At 59.0% G+C, this 14764-nt stretch carries 15 protein-coding genes and 1 pseudogene; 11 read left to right on the plus strand and 5 right to left on the minus strand.

Annotation, left to right across the window (positions count from 1 at the left end; genetic code table 11):
* Positions 1-113 precede the first annotated feature (113 nt).
* The 8 genes and pseudogenes from minC to ACYZTX_RS20835 form a co-directional block, all read left to right on the plus strand.
* The gene (gene minC / locus ACYZTX_RS20800) at positions 114-851 is read left to right on the plus strand and encodes a septum site-determining protein MinC (RefSeq protein WP_462035654.1); all 738 of its coding nucleotides are present in this window, start codon (positions 114-116) and stop codon (positions 849-851) included.
* A 201-nt stretch (positions 852-1052) separates the two neighbouring features.
* On the plus strand, positions 1053-1865 hold the full coding sequence (gene minD, locus ACYZTX_RS20805) for a septum site-determining protein MinD (protein ID WP_462035655.1): 813 nt from the start codon (positions 1053-1055) through the stop codon (positions 1863-1865).
* Positions 1865-2119 (plus strand): cell division topological specificity factor MinE, encoded by a 255-nt coding sequence (gene minE / locus ACYZTX_RS20810; RefSeq protein WP_007898843.1) that lies wholly within the window; start codon positions 1865-1867, stop codon positions 2117-2119. Before minD ends, minE begins: the two co-directional genes overlap by 1 nt.
* Before the next feature lie 177 nt (positions 2120-2296).
* Positions 2297-2932 (plus strand): RluA family pseudouridine synthase, encoded by a 636-nt coding sequence (locus ACYZTX_RS20815; RefSeq protein WP_008146175.1) that lies wholly within the window; start codon positions 2297-2299, stop codon positions 2930-2932.
* Positions 2933-3076: 144 nt separating this feature from the next.
* Positions 3077-3919 carry a protein kinase family protein gene (locus tag ACYZTX_RS20820; protein WP_462035656.1) on the plus strand — a complete coding sequence of 281 codons (843 nt, stop codon included), beginning with the start codon at positions 3077-3079 and terminating at the stop codon, positions 3917-3919.
* 106 nt (positions 3920-4025) lie between these two features.
* Positions 4026-5315 (plus strand): M18 family aminopeptidase, encoded by a 1290-nt coding sequence (locus tag ACYZTX_RS20825; RefSeq protein WP_462035657.1) that lies wholly within the window; start codon positions 4026-4028, stop codon positions 5313-5315.
* A 147-nt stretch (positions 5316-5462) separates the two neighbouring features.
* Positions 5463-5639, plus strand: a complete 177-nt coding sequence (locus ACYZTX_RS20830; protein WP_462035658.1) for a hypothetical protein — start codon at positions 5463-5465, stop codon at positions 5637-5639.
* 307 nt (positions 5640-5946) lie between these two features.
* A pseudogene (locus ACYZTX_RS20835) lies at positions 5947-6078 on the plus strand (hypothetical protein); the annotation flags it as partial.
* 110 nt (positions 6079-6188) lie between these two features.
* On the opposite strand, the gene ACYZTX_RS20840 reads toward ACYZTX_RS20835, so the two are convergent.
* Positions 6189-7862 carry a DEAD/DEAH box helicase gene (locus tag ACYZTX_RS20840; protein WP_309677529.1) on the minus strand — a complete coding sequence of 558 codons (1674 nt, stop codon included), beginning with the start codon at positions 7860-7862 and terminating at the stop codon, positions 6189-6191.
* A gap of 422 nt (positions 7863-8284) precedes the next feature.
* Between ACYZTX_RS20840 and ACYZTX_RS20845 the strand changes: the two genes are divergently transcribed.
* Positions 8285-9076, plus strand: coding sequence for a crotonase/enoyl-CoA hydratase family protein (locus ACYZTX_RS20845; RefSeq protein ID WP_462035659.1), 792 nt, complete (start codon positions 8285-8287; stop codon positions 9074-9076).
* Positions 9077-9185: 109 nt separating this feature from the next.
* Here the strand turns inward: ACYZTX_RS20845 and ACYZTX_RS20850 are convergent, their stop codons facing one another.
* Positions 9186-9941, minus strand: a complete 756-nt coding sequence (locus ACYZTX_RS20850) for a spermidine synthase (protein WP_462035660.1) — start codon at positions 9939-9941, stop codon at positions 9186-9188.
* 160 nt (positions 9942-10101) lie between these two features.
* Between ACYZTX_RS20850 and ACYZTX_RS20855 the strand changes: the two genes are divergently transcribed.
* A complete protein-coding gene (locus ACYZTX_RS20855; RefSeq protein ID WP_428275961.1) occupies positions 10102-11448 on the plus strand; it encodes a class II 3-deoxy-7-phosphoheptulonate synthase in 1347 nt (448 codons plus the stop codon).
* Between the two features lie 86 nt (positions 11449-11534).
* Here ACYZTX_RS20855 and ACYZTX_RS20860 read toward each other — a convergent pair whose 3' ends face one another.
* Complete coding sequence (locus ACYZTX_RS20860; protein WP_462035661.1) at positions 11535-12764, minus strand: winged helix-turn-helix domain-containing protein; 1230 nt, start codon at positions 12762-12764, stop codon at positions 11535-11537.
* Positions 12765-12828: 64 nt separating this feature from the next.
* Positions 12829-13044 carry a DUF1127 domain-containing protein gene (locus ACYZTX_RS20865; protein WP_462035662.1) on the minus strand — a complete coding sequence of 72 codons (216 nt, stop codon included), beginning with the start codon at positions 13042-13044 and terminating at the stop codon, positions 12829-12831.
* Between the two features lie 95 nt (positions 13045-13139).
* Here ACYZTX_RS20865 and ACYZTX_RS20870 point away from each other — a divergent pair, with 95 nt between their 5' ends.
* Positions 13140-13994 (plus strand): LysR substrate-binding domain-containing protein, encoded by an 855-nt coding sequence (locus tag ACYZTX_RS20870; RefSeq protein ID WP_462035663.1) that lies wholly within the window; start codon positions 13140-13142, stop codon positions 13992-13994.
* Here ACYZTX_RS20870 and ACYZTX_RS20875 read toward each other — a convergent pair.
* Positions 13984-14733, minus strand: coding sequence for a sulfite exporter TauE/SafE family protein (locus tag ACYZTX_RS20875; RefSeq protein ID WP_462035664.1), 750 nt, complete (start codon positions 14731-14733; stop codon positions 13984-13986). The genes ACYZTX_RS20870 and ACYZTX_RS20875 overlap by 11 nt on opposite strands.
* Positions 14734-14764 lie beyond the last annotated feature (31 nt).

Raw genomic sequence — 14764 nt, forward strand, 5'->3', positions numbered from 1 at the left:
GTTCCGGAAAGACAATGGCCGCGCATTCTACATCGTTCGACCCGGCTTGCGGCTCGCGGGCGTTCTCGTTATAAGTCTCGGCACTTTTAGTGACAAGTCGTTGTATGCCGATCATGAGCCAAACCGAACCGCTAGACCAAGAGCCCGTGTTCCAGCTGAAGGGCAGCATGCTCGCCATTACGGTGCTGGAACTGGCCCGTAACGACCTCGAGAATCTTGATCGTCAACTGGCCGCCAAGGTTGCCCAGGCGCCTAACTTCTTCAGCAACGCGCCACTGGTGCTGGCCCTGGACAAACTTCCGGCCAGCGAAGGCGCAGTTGATCTGCCCAGCCTGATGCGCGTCTGCCGCCAGCATGGCCTGCGCACCCTGGCGATCCGTGCCAGCCGCATTGAAGACATCGCCGCGGCCATCGCGGTCGACCTACCGGTGCTGCCACCGTCCGGCGCCCGTGAACGTGCGCTTGACCCGCACGAAGGCGTCGTTGCAAAAAAACCGGAAAAACCACCGGAGCCGACCATCAAGCCAACGAAAATCATCACGTCGCCCGTACGCGGTGGCCAGCAGATTTATGCCCAGGGCTGTGATCTGGTCGTGATCTCGTCGGTCAGCCCGGGGGCGGAACTTCTCGCCGATGGAAACATCCATGTATACGGCCCGATGCGCGGTCGTGTGTTGGCCGGCGTGAAGGGCGACACGAAAGCCAGGATTTTCTGTCAGCAAATGAGCGCTGAACTGGTTTCCATCGCAGGCCACTACAAGGTTTCGGAGGATCTGCGTCGCGACCCTATGTGGGGCGCGGGCGTACAGATAAGCCTGTCGGGCGATGTGTTGAACATCATTCGGCTTTAACGGATACTGCCGCATTTTCCAAACATCTCTAAAACGTAGCGAAAACGGCTCAAACGAAGTAGGAAAAAGGCCATAAGCAGTGTTTACCCAAGGTAAGCGCCGTTCTGGACCGGATTCCAGCCAAGGCTGTCCGACTGCAGTAGTTTTTCTAGAGATGTTTTTCAGGGGCTAAATGTCCTTTTTCCTTAGGGGTGAAACACCTTGGCCAAGATTCTCGTGGTTACATCCGGCAAGGGTGGTGTGGGTAAGACCACCACCAGTGCTGCTATCGGTACCGGCCTCGCACTGCGCGGCCACAAAACAGTCATCGTCGACTTCGACGTCGGTCTGCGTAACCTCGACCTGATCATGGGTTGCGAGCGCCGCGTGGTGTATGACTTCGTCAACGTAGTGAACGGCGAAGCCAACCTGCAACAAGCCCTGATCAAAGACAAACGCCTGGAAAACCTCTACGTACTGGCCGCCAGTCAGACCCGCGATAAAGACGCGCTGACTGTGGAAGGCGTGGAAAAAGTGTTGATGGCGCTGAAAGAAGACTTCGAATTCGTGGTCTGCGATTCCCCGGCCGGCATCGAGAAGGGCGCCCACCTGGCCATGTACTTCGCTGATGAAGCGATCGTCGTGACCAACCCGGAAGTGTCCTCGGTACGTGACTCGGACCGCATGCTCGGCCTGCTGGCCAGCAAGTCCCGCCGCGCCGAAAACGGCGAAGAGCCGATCAAGGAACACTTGCTGCTGACCCGCTACAACCCGCAACGGGTCAGCGACGGCGAAATGCTCGGCGTCGAAGACGTCAAGGATATCCTGGCCGTCACCCTACTGGGTGTCATTCCGGAATCCCAAGCGGTACTCAAAGCTTCCAACTCGGGCGTGCCGGTGATTCTCGACGACCAGAGCGATGCCGGTCAGGCATACAGCGATGCGGTCGAACGTCTGCTGGGCAAAACCGTGGAGCATCGTTTTCTCGATGTAACGAAGAAGGGATTCTTCGAGCGCCTGTTTGGAGGTAGATAATGAATCTTTTTGACTTCTTTCGTGCCAGCAAAAAGGTCAGCACCGCGTCGGTAGCGAAAGAGCGTCTACAGATCATCGTGGCGCACGAACGCGGCCAACGCAGTACACCGGACTACCTGCCAGCCCTGCAGAAGGAATTGGTCGAGGTGATCCGCAAGTACGTCAATATCGGGTCCGATGACGTGCACGTCGCTCTGGAAAACCAGGGCAGCTGCTCGATTCTGGAACTCAATATCACCCTGCCTGACCGCTAGTCGATCAGACAGGAGCCACGGCGGCTCAGAATCTTTGAGCCCCTGTAGGAGCTGCCGCAGGCTGCGATCTTTTGATCTTGTTTTAAAACAGAATCAAAAGATCGCAGCCTGCGGCAGCTCCTACACGGGACAATGAGGGTTCTGAGCCGCCGTTGGCGTTGTTACGAGGCTGTTTTAATGCCGTTGTCCAACATCCGCATCATCCATCAGGACGCCGCCGTATTGGTGGTGAACAAACCGACCCTGCTGCTCTCCGTCCCTGGCCGGGCCGATGACAACAAGGACTGCCTGATTACCCGCCTGCAAGAAAACGGCTACCCCGAAGCGCGAATCGTCCATCGTCTGGACTGGGAAACTTCCGGCATTATTCTGTTGGCCCGCGACCCGGACACTCATCGCGAACTGTCTCGGCAATTTCACGACCGCGAAACCGAAAAGGCCTACACCGCCCTGTGTTGGGGCCAGCCGGAACTGGACAGTGGCAGCATCGACCTGCCCTTGCGCTACGACCCTCCGACCAAGCCACGCCATGTGGTGGACCACGAATTCGGCAAACATGCCCTGACCTTCTGGCGCGTATTGGAGCGTTGCGGCGATTGGTGTCGAGTCGAATTGACGCCGATCACCGGCCGATCCCATCAGTTGCGCGTGCACATGCTCTCCATCGGTCACCCGCTGTTGGGTGACGGGCTCTATGCCCACGAGCAAGCATTGGCGGCCTGGCCACGACTGTGTCTGCATGCGAGCATGCTGAGCTTCACTCACCCGCAAAGCGGCGAGCGCTTGCGCTTCGAGTGTCCTGCTCCTTTTTAAGCAACCGCTGAACCAAAAAAACGCCCTTCCATTGAAGGGCGTTTTTCTCGTTACAAATAGACGTGAAAACGGCGTGAAAATATTGTCACAAATTTGTAATGAAACGTAAAATGCCAGCACTTTGATAGCAGGCAGGAAGCCCTCGTGCTCAGCAACAAGACATTCCAAGACGATTATCCTTTTACCTTCTGCCTCTTCAACACCACGCTGCACCTTAGTGAGCAACCCTCAGCTGAAGCGCAGCAGGCACTTGAACAACTCATTCACAAACGACGTGCCCGCAAGCTCACCCGTGCGAGTGCGCCGCTCACCTGCGGCGACACCCCGCTGTTTGCCAAGGTCCAGCCGCTGGATACGTTAAAGGCCAAAGTGCGCGTAACCTTTGGCAAACCACAGCGCAATGGCCGATTCGACTGGCCGCTGGAAGAGCTGATCAACACGCTCGAAGCGCAGCGCCGTGGCGTTCAAATGCCGCCGCTGCAAGGGTTTGGTTACACCAAGGACCGACTGGGGCTGACCCAGGAGTATTTCATTATCACGCGCCTGCTCGACGATCATATCGACGGTGTGCAATGGCTGAAACGCAACCCGGATAACGTCGAAACATTCATTCTCGATGCTTTCCAATTGCTGAACTCCCTGTCGCGCAAGAACATCACGCACATGGATTTCTGGGCCGGCAACATCATGATTCCGCAAACGCCCCAGACCCCGCTCAAAGCCATCGACTTTGAAAACTGCTTTGCCGGCCAGACAAACCACCCAAGCGAAACCCTGGGTTTTCAGCTGGGCTTCTTCTATCGCCGGGACATCTACAAGCTCATCACCGAAGCCGCCTACGACCGACTTGTGGACGACTATATTCGGGAGATCCCCGGCATTTCGAAGGAAAAATTCAACGAGGTGTACCTCGCGAGCAAACATGAATATGTAGGCCGCAAGCAACGTCGCGAAGTGTTCCTCAATGGCAACCTGATCACTGGTTGACTCATCCTCCTCGCCAACCAGCAGCCGACGCATACCGAACGGCATTGTCTCTGCAATGCCGCGAGGCAATACGTTAAACTTGCGCCATTGCTGTCTGGAGCTACTTATGCGCGAAGAGTTGAACCAAGGCCTGATCGATTTCCTCAAGGCCTCCCCTACCCCATTCCATGCCACCGCCAGCCTTGTTCAGCGCCTGGAAGCGGCGGGCTATCAACGCCTCGACGAGCGCGAGCCATGGACCACCGAAGCCAACGGTCGCTACTACGTCACCCGTAACGACTCTTCGATCGTCGCGTTCAAGATGGGCCGTCATTCACCCCTGCATGGCGGCATTCGCCTGGTCGGCGCCCACACCGACAGCCCGTGCCTGCGGGTCAAACCCCAGCCGGAACTGCAACGCCAGGGCTTCTGGCAGCTAGGCGTCGAAGTCTATGGCGGCGCACTGCTGGCGCCATGGTTCGACCGCGACCTGTCCCTGGCCGGCCGTGTGACCTTCCGTCGTGATGGCAAGGTCGAGAGCCAGTTGATCGACTTCAAGGCGCCGATCGCCACCATCCCGAACCTGGCCATTCACCTTAACCGTGAAGCCAACATGGGCTGGGCAATCAACGCCCAGACCGAACTGCCGCCGATCCTCGCGCAATTTGCCGGTGACGAGCGTGTGGACTTCCGTGCCGTGCTGACCGATCAACTCGCCCGTGAACACGGCTTGAACGCCGACGTGGTGCTCGACTATGAGCTGAGCTTCTACGACACCCAAAGTGCTGCGGTCATCGGCCTGAATGGCGACTTTATTGCTGGCGCACGCCTGGACAATTTGCTGTCGTGCTATGCCGGCCTGCAAGCCTTGCTGACCACCGAAACCGACGAAACCTGCGTACTGGTCTGCAACGATCACGAAGAAGTCGGCTCCTGTTCAGCCTGCGGCGCCGACGGCCCGATGCTTGAGCAAACGCTGCGTCGCCTGTTGCCCGAAGGTGATGAATTCGTACGGACCATTCAGAAATCCCTGCTGGTCTCGGCCGACAACGCCCACGGCGTGCACCCCAACTATGCCGACAAGCACGATGCCAACCACGGCCCGAAACTCAACGCCGGCCCGGTGATCAAGGTCAACAGCAACCAGCGCTACGCCACCAACAGCGAAACTGCAGGGTTCTTCCGCCATCTGTGCATGGCCGAAGAAGTGCCGGTGCAGAGCTTCGTGGTGCGCAGCGACATGGGCTGTGGCTCGACCATCGGCCCGATCACCGCCAGCCACCTGGGCGTGCGCACCGTGGACATCGGCCTGCCGACATTCGCCATGCACTCGATCCGCGAGCTGTGCGGCAGCCATGATCTGGCGCACCTGGTCAAAGTGTTGAGCGCGTTTTACGCCTGCCGCGAGCTGCCATAATCCTGTAGGAGCTGGTAGGAGCTGTCGAGAGAAACGAGGCTGCGATCTTTTGATCTTGTTTTTAAATAGCAAAGTCAAAAGATCGCAGCCTCGTTTCACTCGACAGCTCCTACACTTTAACTACCCCCTTCGACAAGGCAGTCGCTCATGATCTCGATGTCTTCGTTTCACTCCATGCTGATCCCGATTCTTGCCGGGATGATCATGCTGGCAATCGGCTTCAATTTTCGCGACAAGAACGCCGGCGTGTTCGCGATGTGGATCGGCATGCTGACGATTCTCGCTACCGTGGTTTTCAAGATCCTCGCCAAACTCAACGAATAAATCCTTCCCCTGGCTCGCATTGATTTTGACGCGCTCGTACACTCGATCGATCTGCTTATCCCGAGGTTGACCGCCTAGTGTTCGCTCGTCTTTTTGCCCTGCCGTGTTTCGTCCTCGTCTGCCTCATGACGCTGCTGAATCGCTACCAATCATTTTTGCCTTCGCCATGATCCTGATGGTCTGGAGCTTGCTCGCCGCCGCGCTGATCTGGGTCGGCCACCGAGTGCGGATGCGATTTGGCCCGACCGAAGAACAAGGCTTCACCGAAGGCGGCGAAACTGCCGATCAGCCACAGCGGCCGAAAGGCTCAGGCAATGCGATTCTTCGTGCCCGATTCAAGACCGCGCCGATCAAGCAATGGGAAGTTTCCCGAGCCTTCAACCTGTCACTCAAGCGCCATCTGGACGAAGCCGGGCTCGACCTGGCGGCGGCCAAGTGACGGATTAAATCTGTAGCAGCTGCTACATACAGAGCGTTTTTGGATGCGCAAAAAAAATCCCCGAACCAGTCGGGGATTTTTTATGTTCGATCAATCAGCCCGAGAGCGGATCAATCTTCGCGATAGCGACGCAGCTTCAACTGCTTGCCAGCAACGCGAGTGTCCTTCAGTTTGGTCAGGAGTTTTTCCAGACCATCTTCCGGCAGCTCGACGAGGCTGAAGCTGTCACGCACCTGGATGCGACCGATTGCTTCGCGAGCCAGGCCACCTTCGTTGAGGATGGCGCCCAGCAGGTTCTTGGCAGCGATACCATCACGCGCACCCAGCGCGGTACGGCAACGAGCACGACCTTCGGCCAATGCAACCGGAGCACGACGCTCACGATCACCACGGTCCGGACGATCACCGGTACGCTCTGGACGATCGCCACGCGGTGCGTTGTTCGGCACCAATGGACGTTCTTTCTCGATTGCAGCCAGGGTCAACGCCTGAGCGTTGGTGGCCTTGCGCAGCAGTGCAGCGGCCAGTGCACGCGGGGTGCAACCGATGTCGGCAGTCAGGCGATCCAGCAGATCACCGTGAGTCGATTCGGCATCAGCCACCAGCGGCGACAGGCTGTTGGTCAACTTCTTGATGCGAGCATCGAGAACAGCTTGAGCGTCCGGCAGACGAACTTCGGCAACTTTCTGACCGGTTACACGCTCGATCACTTGCAGCATGCGGCGCTCACGTGGAGTTACCAGCAGCAGCGCACGACCTTCGCGACCGGCACGGCCAGTACGGCCGATACGGTGAACGTAGGACTCTGGGTCGTACGGCATATCCACGTTGAACACGTGAGTGATACGCGGAACGTCCAGACCACGAGCAGCAACGTCGGTCGCCACAACGATGTCCAGACGGCCATCCTTGAGGGATTCGATGACGCGCTCACGTTGGTTCTGAGCAATGTCACCGTTCAGCGCAGCGGCTTTGTAGCCTTTGGCTTCCAGGGCACTGGCCAGGTCCAGGGTCGCTTGCTTGGTGCGCACGAACATGATCAGGGCATCGAAGTCTTCAACTTCCAGCAGGCTCAATACAGCCGAGGTCTTCTGGTCAGCGTGAACCAACAGGTGAGCCTGTTCGATCGCGGTAACGGTCTGAGTCTTGGTCTGGATCTTCACGTGTTGCGGATCGCGCAGATGGCGTTCGGCAATGGCACGGATCGACTGCGGCAAGGTAGCCGAGAACAATACGGTCTGACGGGTTGGTGGCAGAGCCTTGAAGATAACTTCGAGGTCGTCCATGAAACCCAGTTTGAGCATTTCGTCCGCTTCGTCGAGAACCAGGTGGTTCACGGTAGACAGGACTTTTTCGTCACGACGCAGGTGGTCGCACAGACGGCCCGGAGTGGCGACAACGATCTGCGCGCCATTACGGATTGCTTTCAGTTGTGGACCCATAGGGGCGCCGCCGTAAACGGCCACAACGGTAACGCCCGGCATTTGCTTGGCGTAGGTTTCGAAAGCGGTTGCTACTTGCAGCGCCAACTCACGGGTTGGCGCCAGGATCAGGGCTTGCGGCTCGCGCTTAGCAGGATCGATGCGATGCAGAATCGGCAGGGCGAACGCAGCGGTTTTACCCGTACCGGTTTGCGCCTGACCAATCATGTCGTGACCGGCCATGATGATCGGGATCGATTGATGCTGAATAGCCGAAGGCTCTTCGTAGCCAGTCGCGATGACGGCTGCAAGAATATTCGGATTAAGATTAAAAGCGGCGAAGCCGCCGGTTTCCTGGGTCATGGGTCTGCCTCTAAGTGCATCCGCAAAGACCCATGCTCCAAAGCTGCGCATGCCGTGTAAGACTCAAGAGTCGCCCTGGCTGCTTTGTCGGCGGGGATTTGCGAAAACGAATGAATGAAAAAGATTCGTCAAGGGAGAGTCCGCTGTACGGACGTGCAGCCGAAGCTGACTTCGGGAAATTGCGCTACCTAAACGCGGCCCGGTTAAAGGCCGGCGCGCACTATACCGGAAATAGCCCAAAAAGGGAGCTTTATTTGTCGGAAAACTGCCGCGTATAGCGTTCTGTCACACGCTTTGCGGATCATCGTGCAACGGTCTATTTTGCAAAGGCCCAGCCCTGCTGGCGATCGCGCTAAAACGGTTCACCCTTGTGACGCAGACCTGCGGTCTCACATATCCCTTCCCGCCCGAGGAAATGCTTCATGAATCAGTCCGGCTCCAGTCGTGTAACCCGTGAACGACACGGTCATGTCCTGATGATAGGCCTGGATCGGGTGGCCAAATGCAACGCCTTCGACCTCGATCTGCTCAACGAACTGAGCCTGGCCTATGGCGAGTTCGAGGCCGACAGCGAGGCGCGAGTGGCGGTAGTGTTCGGCCATGGTGAGCATTTCACCGCAGGGCTGGACCTGGTCAGTGCCAGCGCGGCCCTGGCTGAAGGCTGGCAGACACCGCCCGGCGGCTGCGATCCGTGGGGTGTATTCACGGGCCCCAGGGTTAGTAAACCGGTGATTGTCGCCGCGCAAGGCTACTGCCTGACCATCGGTATCGAATTGATGCTGGCCGCTGACATCAACCTGTGCGCCAGCAACACCCGCTTCGCCCAGAAAGAAGTGCAACGCGGGCTTTTCCCGTTCGGTGGTGCCACGTTGCGCCTGCATCAGGTCGCTGGCTGGGGCAACGCCATGCGCTGGCTGCTGACCGGCGATGAGTTCGATGCCCATGAAGCGCTGCACCTGGGATTGGTCCAGGAAGTCATGGCCAGCGAGGATCTGCTTCCACGGGCGATTGAGTTGGCTGAGCGGATTGCCCGGCAGGCGCCGCTTGGGGTTCAGGCGACGTTGATGTCTGCGAGGCAGGCACGTTATGAAGGGGAAACAGCGGCGGCGCAGGGGTTGCCGGCGTTGGTGAAGAAGCTGCTGGCTAGCGAGGATGTCAAGGAGGGCGTGCGGTCGATGATCGAGAAGCGACCGGGGGTCTTCAAAGGACTCTGAGGCATGTGTTGACTGGAAGATGGCCATCGCGAGCAAGCTCGCTCCCACATTGAAATGCATTCCCCTGTGGGAGCGAGCTTGCTCGCGATGAGGCCCTGACAAACAACACTTATGTCGCCGGGCGGATCGCCTTGATCAACGACTGCAACGAATACCCCAAACGCGGCGCCAGCCCTTCGGCCCGGGCGTTCAGGCCATCCATGTCCAGTTCCTGATCCAGCTCCGATGGCACGATCAGAATCACATTGCCCTCCTTCACCGGCAGTTCCCAGTAATGCCGGTGATAGAGCCCGCGAAACAACGCCGCGCCCAACGGCTTGCCATCGTCGGTGGCCCACTGATTGATCACCAGCCAGCCACCCGGATTCAGGCGTTTCTGACAGTTTTCGAGGAAATTCCACGCCAGATGCCCGACACCTGGCCCGACATCGGTATAGAGGTCGACGAAAATCAGATCCGCCGGCTCAGCGGTATCAAGCAACTCCAGCGCATCGCCCACCCGGATATACAGTCGCGGATCGTCATCCAGCCCAAGGTATTCAATGGCCAGGCGCGGCACGTCGGGGCGCAGTTCGATGGCTTCGACGTCTTCCAGCGGCAGAAACTTGAGGCAGGCCTGGGTCAGGGTGCCGGCGCCGAGGCCGAGGAACAGCGCGCTTTCCGGCTGCTCGTGGCACAACGCGCCAATCAGCATCGCCCGGGTGTAATCGTATTCGAGCCAGCTCGGGTCAGCCGTGAACACGCAGCTCTGCTCGATGGCATCACCGAACTCGAGAAAACGGTAATCGGCCACTTCCAGCACGCGAATCACGCCGAACTCATCCTCCACCTCGGCGAGCAGATGCTCGACGCGCTCCTCAGTCATTTCGTCTCCTGATCGTTACCGGGCCTGCAATGTAAACTGCAGCTCAATAAAACCGCTGCAGACAGCGGCAAAGGCGCGATTGTCCGCGAAGCGACGGGAACAGGTCACGCACTAATTGCTGATAACATGACCGTCCGAGCGTAAAACACTAGAGACCGTGATGAGCCAACCCTGGAGCCCTGACAGCTGGCGCGCCTTGCCGATCCAGCAACAACCCCACTACCCCGACGCGGCGCATTTGCTGCACGTCGAGCAAACCCTGGCCAGCTATCCGCCACTGGTGTTTGCCGGTGAAGCCCGGGAGTTGCGCCGTCAGTTTGCCGAAGTGACCCAGGGCCGCGCGTTTCTGCTGCAGGGCGGCGATTGTGCCGAAAGCTTCGCCGAGTTCTCCGCCGCGAAAATCCGCGACACCTTTAAAGTCCTGCTGCAAATGGCGATTGTCATGACCTTCGCCGCCGGTTGCCCGGTGGTCAAGGTCGGGCGCATGGCCGGGCAGTTCGCCAAACCGCGTTCGGCCAACGACGAAACCATCGACGGCGTGACCCTGCCGGCCTACCGTGGCGACATCGTCAACGGCATCGGTTTCGACGAAAAAAGCCGCGTACCGGACCCGGAACGCCTGCTGCAGTCCTATCACCAGTCCACCGCGACCCTGAACCTGCTGCGCGCCTTCGCCCAGGGCGGCTTCGCCGACCTGCATCAGGTGCACAAGTGGAACCTGGATTTCATCGCCAACTCGGCGCTGGCCGAGAAGTACAGCCACCTGGCCGATCGCATTGATGAAACCCTGGCGTTCATGCGCGCTTGCGGCATGGACAGCTCGCCGCAACTGCGCGAAACCAGCTTCTTCACTGCCCACGAAGCGCTGTTGCTGAACTACGAAGAAGCCTTCGTGCGTCGCGACAGCCTGACCAACGATTACTACGATTGCTCGGCGCACATGCTGTGGATCGGCGACCGCACCCGTCAGCTCGACGGCGCTCACGTCGAGTTCCTGCGCGGCGTGAACAACCCGATCGGGGTCAAAGTCGGCCCGAGCATGAACCCCGAAGACCTGATTCGCCTGATCGATGTGCTCAATCCGGACAACGATCCGGGCCGCCTGAATCTGATTGCGCGGATGGGTGCGAACAAGGTTGGCGATCATTTGCCGGCGTTGATCCGCGCGGTGCAGCGTGAAGGCAAGCACGTGCTTTGGAGTTCCGACCCGATGCACGGCAACACCATCAAGGCCAGCAGCGGCTACAAGACCCGCGACTTTGCGCAGATCCTTGGCGAAGTGAAGCAGTTCTTCCAGGTTCACGAAGCGGAAGGCACTTATGCCGGTGGTATCCACATCGAGATGACCGGGCAGAACGTCACCGAGTGCATTGGCGGCGCGCGGCCGATTACCGAAGACGGATTGTCGGACCGGTATCACACCCATTGCGATCCGCGGATGAATGCCGATCAGTCGCTGGAATTGGCGTTTTTGATTGCCGAAACGTTGAAGCAAGTCCGACGCTAAATTGCGTCGCCTCTATCGCGAGCAGGCTCGCTCCCACAGGATTGCGCTGTACCTGTGGGAGCGAGCCTGCTCGCGAAGGCGTCCGCTCAATCACCGCCGAAGCTAGCCAATGCCACCCGCAACCGCGCCGCACTCGCCCGCGGACAATTCAACTGAATCCGCTCAAGCCCCAGCCAATCCGCCATCCGCCGCAGATTAACCGCCAACGCCAGCATCCCCTCGTCATCCAGCCCCGGTTCTTCCTCATGCACAGCGTGCACCGCCAGCCGGCCCAGCGCCCGCTCGGCGCGCAGGTCTACCCGCGCGGCAATCCGTTCAATGTGCAAAAACGGCAACACGTAATAACCGTAGACCCGCTTGTCCTGCGGCGTATAAATCTCCAGCCGATAACGAAATTCGAACAGGCGCTCGGTGCGGCTGCGCTCCCAGATCAACGAATCAAACGGTGAGAGCAAGGCGCTGGCCTCAACCTTGCGCGGCACTTTCGGCACTGGCAGACAATAAGCCGGTTGCCGCCAGTCCTGGACTTCACAGCTCAGCAATTCACCCGCCTCCACCAGTTCCGCCAAGCGCGGACGGGCATCACCGGGACTCAGGCGAAAATAATCGCGCAGGTCCTTCTCAGTCGCCACACCCAAGGCATTCGCGGCATGTCGCAACAGACCTCGCTGAGCCTCAGCTTCCGAGAGCAACGGTTGCTGGAGTATCGCCGAAGGAATCACCCGCTCCGGCAGATCATAAAGCCGCTCAAACCCGCGCCGCCCGGCCACGGTCACTTCACCGGCGGCGAACAACCATTCCAGCGCATGCTTTTCCGCGCTCCAGTCCCACCAGGGCCCTGCCCGCTCCTGACGGGTCGACAGACTTCCGGCACCCAGCGCGCCCAGTTCCTGAACCGAGGCCAGCACCCGACGAATCGTGTCCTGCTGCTCACGACCGAAACGTGCCAATTGCTGGTAGATATCTTCGCCACGGGTCGCGCGCAGCATGCGCCAGCGCATCAACGGGTACATCGACAAGGGCAGCAACGAGGCTTCATGGCCCCAATATTCGAATAGCGTGCGCCGCCGGCCCGAACTCCAGGCAGCCTGGTCGAGCAAGTCGGATGAGTAATTGCCGAGGCGGGAAAACAAGGGAAGGTAGTGCGAACGCACCAACGCGTTGACCGAATCGATCTGCAGAATGCCCAGCCGTTCAATCAGACGATTGAGCTGGACCGGTTTTATCGCCGCCGGCGGCTGGCGCCCGCTGAACCCTTGGGCAGCCAGCGCCAGACGCCGAGCCTGTTTGATGGAAAAGGACACTGTTGCGGGCATGAGCATCTCCTTGTCTGCTCGCAACCTACCTCACCGGGAGACGGTTTGTGTAGTTGTGCATTACTCATTTGTGCATCGGGTCATTCCAGAACGGTTTGACCGACTCGAACTCCACATCCGCACGACTCATGCCGATGTCTTTCAGTGCTTCATCGCTCAGACTCGCCAACAACTCGCGCTCCCGGTGAAGTTCGTACCAGCGACTGAATTTGTGCAGCAGATTGGATACCAAGTGAATCGAGTGCTTTTCTACTGGTGGATATTCATGTTGACCTTTCATCTTGTTGCCCTCCGTTTGGATGGCTCAAGTGTCGCGCCAGGGCTAAGATCAATCCAACGAATGTTTCTGATGTCACACATCTCGGAGATTGATGAATGTCTGCCTACCCGAGTATCGACACCGAAGTGCTGCGCACCTTTGTCGCCATCGCCGACCAGGGCGGCTTTACCCGTGCCGGCGAGTTGGTCAACCGCACTCAGTCCGCCGTGAGCATGCAGATGAAACGGCTGGAAGAGGATGTATTGCAGCGTCAACTATTCCAGCGCGACGGACGGCAGGTGCGGCTGACGGCTGAGGGGCAGGTGTTGCTCGGCTATGCCCGGCGCATCCTCAAGCTGCACAGTGAGGTGTTCAATACCTTGCGCGAGCCGCACATGGTCGGCATGGTGCGCATTGGCACGCCGGACGATTACGTGATGCGTTTTTTGCCAGGGATTCTGCGGCGATTTGCGCAGACTTATCCGCTGATCCAGATCGAGGTGCACTGCGAATCATCGAAACAATTGCTGCTGCGCCAGGACCTGGACTTGTCCATCGTCACCCGCGAGCCGGGCAACGAAATCGGCCAGTTGCTGCGCAAGGAGCACTTCGTCTGGGCCGAGGCGCAATGTTTCAGTGCTCATGAGCAGACGCCGCTGCCGCTGGCGATGTTCAACAGTGATTGTTTCTGCCGTTTATGGGCCTGCAACGCGCTTGATGCCATGGGTCGCGATTACCGCGTGGCGTACAACAGCGACAGCCTGTCGGCGATCATGGCGGTGGTCAGCGCCGGTCTGGCCGTCACCGCGCAACTCGAAAGCCTCATCACTCCCGACCTGCGCATTCTCGGTGAAGCCGAAGACCTGCCGATCCTGCCTGAAGCCAGCATCATGCTGGTGCGCAACCTGCACAATCCCTCGCCGATCACCGAGTGCCTGGCCGAACACATCGTCGAAGGTTTCAAACTTTAAGGGCGAGCATCACCGCGCAGAGCACCAGGAAACCGCAGAACAACCCGCGCAGCAGCCGTTCCGGCAGTGCGTGGGCGACCCTCACGCCCCAGCTGATGCTCATCAGACCACCGACCGCCAAGGGCAGGCCGATCATCCAGTCCACCTGATGGTGCACCGCGTAAGTCACCAGCGTGACACCCGTGCTCGGCAACGCCAGCGCCAGCGACAACCCCTGCGCAACCACCTGACTGGTGCCGAACAGGCTGGTCAGCACCGGCGTTGCCACCACCGCCCCGCCCACGCCAAATAACCCGCCCATGGTGCCGGAAGCAGCACCAAGTACGCCCAGCCATGGCCATGAATAATTCATCTGCGCAGACGCCGGCGCATTGGCGCGGAACATTCGCACCAGGTTGTAGGCCGACAGGGCAATCAGGAACGCGACAAATCCGACGCGCATGGTTTGCGCATCAATGCCCACCGCCCAGATCGAACCGATCCAGGCGAAACAGAAACCCATCGAAGCCAATGGCAACGCATGGCGCAATTCAATGCGATTACGCTGGTGATAACGCCACAGCGCCAGCATCACGTTGGGCACCACCATCACCAGCGCCGTGCCTTGGGCAATCTGTTGATCGAGGCCGAACAACACGCCCAGCAACGGGATCGCGATCAAACCACCGCCAATGCCGAATAACCCACCCAGGGTGCCCAGGGCGGCGCCGAAGACCAGATACATCAAAAACTCAATCACAGGCGATTTCCCTTAACGTCAGGCTGTTCAT

It is taken from the genome of Pseudomonas sp. MDT1-17 (assembly GCF_054898105.1).

Bases quoted from the DNA above. Each gene is read 5' to 3' on its own strand.
- ACYZTX_RS20830 (WP_462035658.1), top strand. From the start codon at position 5,463: ATGATCTCGATGTCTTCGTTTCACTCCATGCTGATCCCGATTCTTGCC.
- minE (WP_007898843.1), top strand. From the start codon at position 1,865: ATGAATCTTTTTGACTTCTTTCGTGCCAGCAAAAAGGTCAGCACCGCG.
- ACYZTX_RS20845 (WP_462035659.1), top strand. From the start codon at position 8,285: ATGAATCAGTCCGGCTCCAGTCGTGTAACCCGTGAACGACACGGTCAT.
- ACYZTX_RS20870 (WP_462035663.1), top strand. From the start codon at position 13,140: ATGTCTGCCTACCCGAGTATCGACACCGAAGTGCTGCGCACCTTTGTC.
- ACYZTX_RS20825 (WP_462035657.1), top strand. From the start codon at position 4,026: ATGCGCGAAGAGTTGAACCAAGGCCTGATCGATTTCCTCAAGGCCTCC.
- minC (WP_462035654.1), top strand. From the start codon at position 114: ATGAGCCAAACCGAACCGCTAGACCAAGAGCCCGTGTTCCAGCTGAAG.
- ACYZTX_RS20860 (WP_462035661.1), bottom strand. From the start codon at position 12,764: ATGCCCGCAACAGTGTCCTTTTCCATCAAACAGGCTCGGCGTCTGGCG.
- ACYZTX_RS20855 (WP_428275961.1), top strand. From the start codon at position 10,102: ATGAGCCAACCCTGGAGCCCTGACAGCTGGCGCGCCTTGCCGATCCAG.
- ACYZTX_RS20850 (WP_462035660.1), bottom strand. From the start codon at position 9,941: ATGACTGAGGAGCGCGTCGAGCATCTGCTCGCCGAGGTGGAGGATGAG.
- ACYZTX_RS20815 (WP_008146175.1), top strand. From the start codon at position 2,297: ATGCCGTTGTCCAACATCCGCATCATCCATCAGGACGCCGCCGTATTG.
- ACYZTX_RS20840 (WP_309677529.1), bottom strand. From the start codon at position 7,862: ATGACCCAGGAAACCGGCGGCTTCGCCGCTTTTAATCTTAATCCGAAT.
- ACYZTX_RS20865 (WP_462035662.1), bottom strand. From the start codon at position 13,044: ATGAAAGGTCAACATGAATATCCACCAGTAGAAAAGCACTCGATTCAC.